We start from the raw sequence: 2,654 nt of genomic DNA on the forward strand, positions 1-2,654 counted from the left end.
ACGCCTACGGCCACGGCGCCGTGCCGGTCTCGCTCGCTGCGCTGCGCGGTGGGGCGGACGCGCTGGGCGTCACGACGATCGCCGAGGCGGTGCAGCTGCGTGACGCGGGCATCGACGCCGAGATCCTGGCCTGGTTGTTCGGGGTGGGTGACGACGTCGGCGTGGCGCTCGAGGCGGATGTGGACCTGGCGATCCCGAGCCCGGGCCACCTCGACACCGTTCTCGACGCCGCCCGGCGTACCGGCCGCCGCGCCAGGGTGACCCCCAAGATCGACACCGGGCTCGCCCGCTCCGGCATCACCCTCGACGAGTGGCCCTCCCTGCTCGACCGGCTGGTCGCCGCCTCCGACGAGGGCCTCATCGAGGTGACCGGGCTGATGGCGCACTTCGCGCACGCCGACGATCCGGGCAACCCGGTGATCGACCAGCAGGTCGACCGTCTGCACGCGTGCGTGGCGCAGGCCCGCGCCCGCGGGGTGCGGTGCCCGGTCAACCACCACGCCAACTCCGCGGCCACCCTGACCCGCCCGGACGACGGCTTCGAGATGGTCCGCCCCGGGATCGCCCTCTACGGGCTCAACCCGGTCGACGGTCTCGAGGCGGAGCTGGTCCCGGCCATGACGTTCTCCGCCGAGGTCCTGATGGTCAAGCGCATCGCCGCCGGTCAGGGGGTGAGCTACGGGCACACGTGGCACGCCCCGCGGGACACCACGGTGGCCCTCGTGGCGGCGGGGTACGCCGACGGGGTGTGGCGACTGCTCTCGGGCAGGCTCGACGTGTCGATCCACGGACGCCGGTACCCGAACGTCGGCCGCGTCTGCATGGACCAGTTCGTCGTCGACCTGGGACCGGACCCGGGCGACTCGGTCCGCGCGGGGGACACCGCCGTCCTGTTCGGTACCGGCTCCGACGGGGGCCCCACCGCCGCCGAGTGGGCCCGCACCCTCGGGACCATCCACTACGAGGTCGTCACAGCCGTCCGAGGCCGAGCGGTGCGCCAGCACGTTCTCGGGGCCCGCCACGCCAGCGGCGGGCAGAGGGAGGGTTCGCTATGAGTGGAGAAGACGACTCGCCCGGGCGCCGGAGGTCGATGCCCCGGCTCCGGTGGCCCCGGCGCCCTTCCCGGTCCGCTGCGGGGGATCCCGTCGAGGTCCGGTCACCCGAACTGGTGGGCGGGGAGACCGGGGACGCCGAGTCCGTCGAGGAGCAGATCCGGGCCCCGGGCGGTCTCGCCGCGGGTCTGAGCGCCCTCGGCGCCGCGACGATCGGATCCGTGGGCACGCTCCTCCCGGGACGCCGGGCAAGTGACCCGTGGGCCGGCGAGGACATGTGGGAGCTCGGGGTCGACCGGGGTTCGATGGTCGCCGCCTCGGACGGTGTCCCGCTCGCGGTGCGGGAGGCCGGACCGACCGATGCGCCGATGACCGTGGTGTTCGCCCACGGGTACACGCTGTCGATGGACTCCTGGCACTTCCAGCGCCGGCACCTCCAGGACCGATTCGGCTCCGAGGTCCGCCTGGTCTTTTACGATCAGCGCGGTCACGGACTCAGCGGCAAGAGCTCGCGCGACAACTCGACCATCGCCCAGCTGGCGTCCGACCTCAACTCGGTGATCTCCGCCACGGCGCCGACCGGCCCGATCGTGGCGATCGGCCACTCCATGGGGGGCATGACGGTCCTCGGCTACGCCGTCCGCCACGAGGACGCGGTCCGCGAGCGCGTGCTCGGCGTGGGGCTGGTCGCCACGGCGATGGCGGAACTGTCGGAGTCGGGCCTGGGTGCCGTGCTCGACAGCAGGGCCGTCAGCAGATTCGTGGGCCTCGCCGGCCGCACGCCCGCGGTGTTCACCAGCAGCCGCAGGGCCCTCGGGGCGATCATCTCGCCGTTCATCTACGGCGGCTCGTTCGGCGACCCGGCCAAGATGAGCCCGACCGTCGCCAGGTTCGTGGACAAGCTCATCGCCTCGACGGACGTCCTGACGATCGCGAACTTCTTCGAGACCCTCACCCAGCACGACGAGTCCGCGGCCGTGCCCGTGCTCCGCGACGTGCGCACCACGGTGTTGTGCGGGGACCGCGACCTGCTCACCCCCCTCGACCGCTCGGTGGACATCGCCGAGGCGCTGCCGGACGCCGAGTTCGTGGTGGTCCCCGGAGCGGGGCACATGGTGATGTTGGAGGAGCCCGCGCACGTGTCGGAGGTCCTCGGCGACCTCATCGCGGACGCCATCGTCGAGTGGCGCGCACGCACGCGGGAGAAGTCGAGCGGCACCGAATCGTCGAAGGGCACCGGATCGTCGAGTGGCTCAGGATCGTCGAGGGGCACCGGGTCGTCCTCCCGCAGCGGCCCGTCCTCCCGCAGTGGCCCGTCGTCCCGCAGCGGCCCGTCGGCGCGCCGTAGCGCGGCGTCGTGACGATCGGGGTCCCGGGGGAGCGGACACTGCCGACGGTGGACGACACCCGTGCGCTCGGCGTCGAACTGGCGGGGCTGCTCCGGGCCGGTGACGTCGTGGTGCTCGACGGGCCACTCGGCGCCGGGAAGACCGCCCTCACCACAGGGATCGCCGCCGGCCTCGGTGTCCGCGGCCGGGTGACCTCCCCGACCTTCGTGATCGCCCGGCGGCACGCCCCCGGGACCCCGGACGGCCCCGGGAA

Annotated in this window: 3 protein-coding genes; all 3 read left to right on the forward strand. The window is 73.4% G+C overall.

All coding sequences use genetic code 11. From position 1 onward, the window contains the following. The coding region (alr, locus tag G6021_RS11675; RefSeq protein ID WP_182641344.1) for an alanine racemase at window positions 1-1,055 on the forward strand (1,055 nt) is incomplete at its 5' end. Then, entirely contained in the window at window positions 1,052-2,413 is a 1,362-nt protein-coding gene (locus tag G6021_RS11680) for an alpha/beta hydrolase (protein ID WP_241731542.1), read from the forward strand. The genes alr and G6021_RS11680, both read left to right, overlap by 4 nt. Next, on the forward strand, window positions 2,410-2,654 hold a 245-nt coding region (locus G6021_RS11685), incomplete at its 3' end, for a tRNA (adenosine(37)-N6)-threonylcarbamoyltransferase complex ATPase subunit type 1 TsaE (RefSeq protein ID WP_182639651.1). The genes G6021_RS11680 and G6021_RS11685, both read left to right, overlap by 4 nt.

Origin of the sequence: Dietzia sp. CW19, from assembly GCF_014145265.1 — a bacterium.
GTDB lineage: Bacteria > Actinomycetota > Actinomycetes > Mycobacteriales > Mycobacteriaceae > Dietzia > Dietzia natronolimnaea.

Coding starts and splice junctions, on each gene's coding strand:
- G6021_RS11680 (WP_241731542.1), top strand. CDS start 1,052: ATGAGTGGAGAAGACGACTCGCCCGGGCGCCGGAGGTCGATGCCCCGG.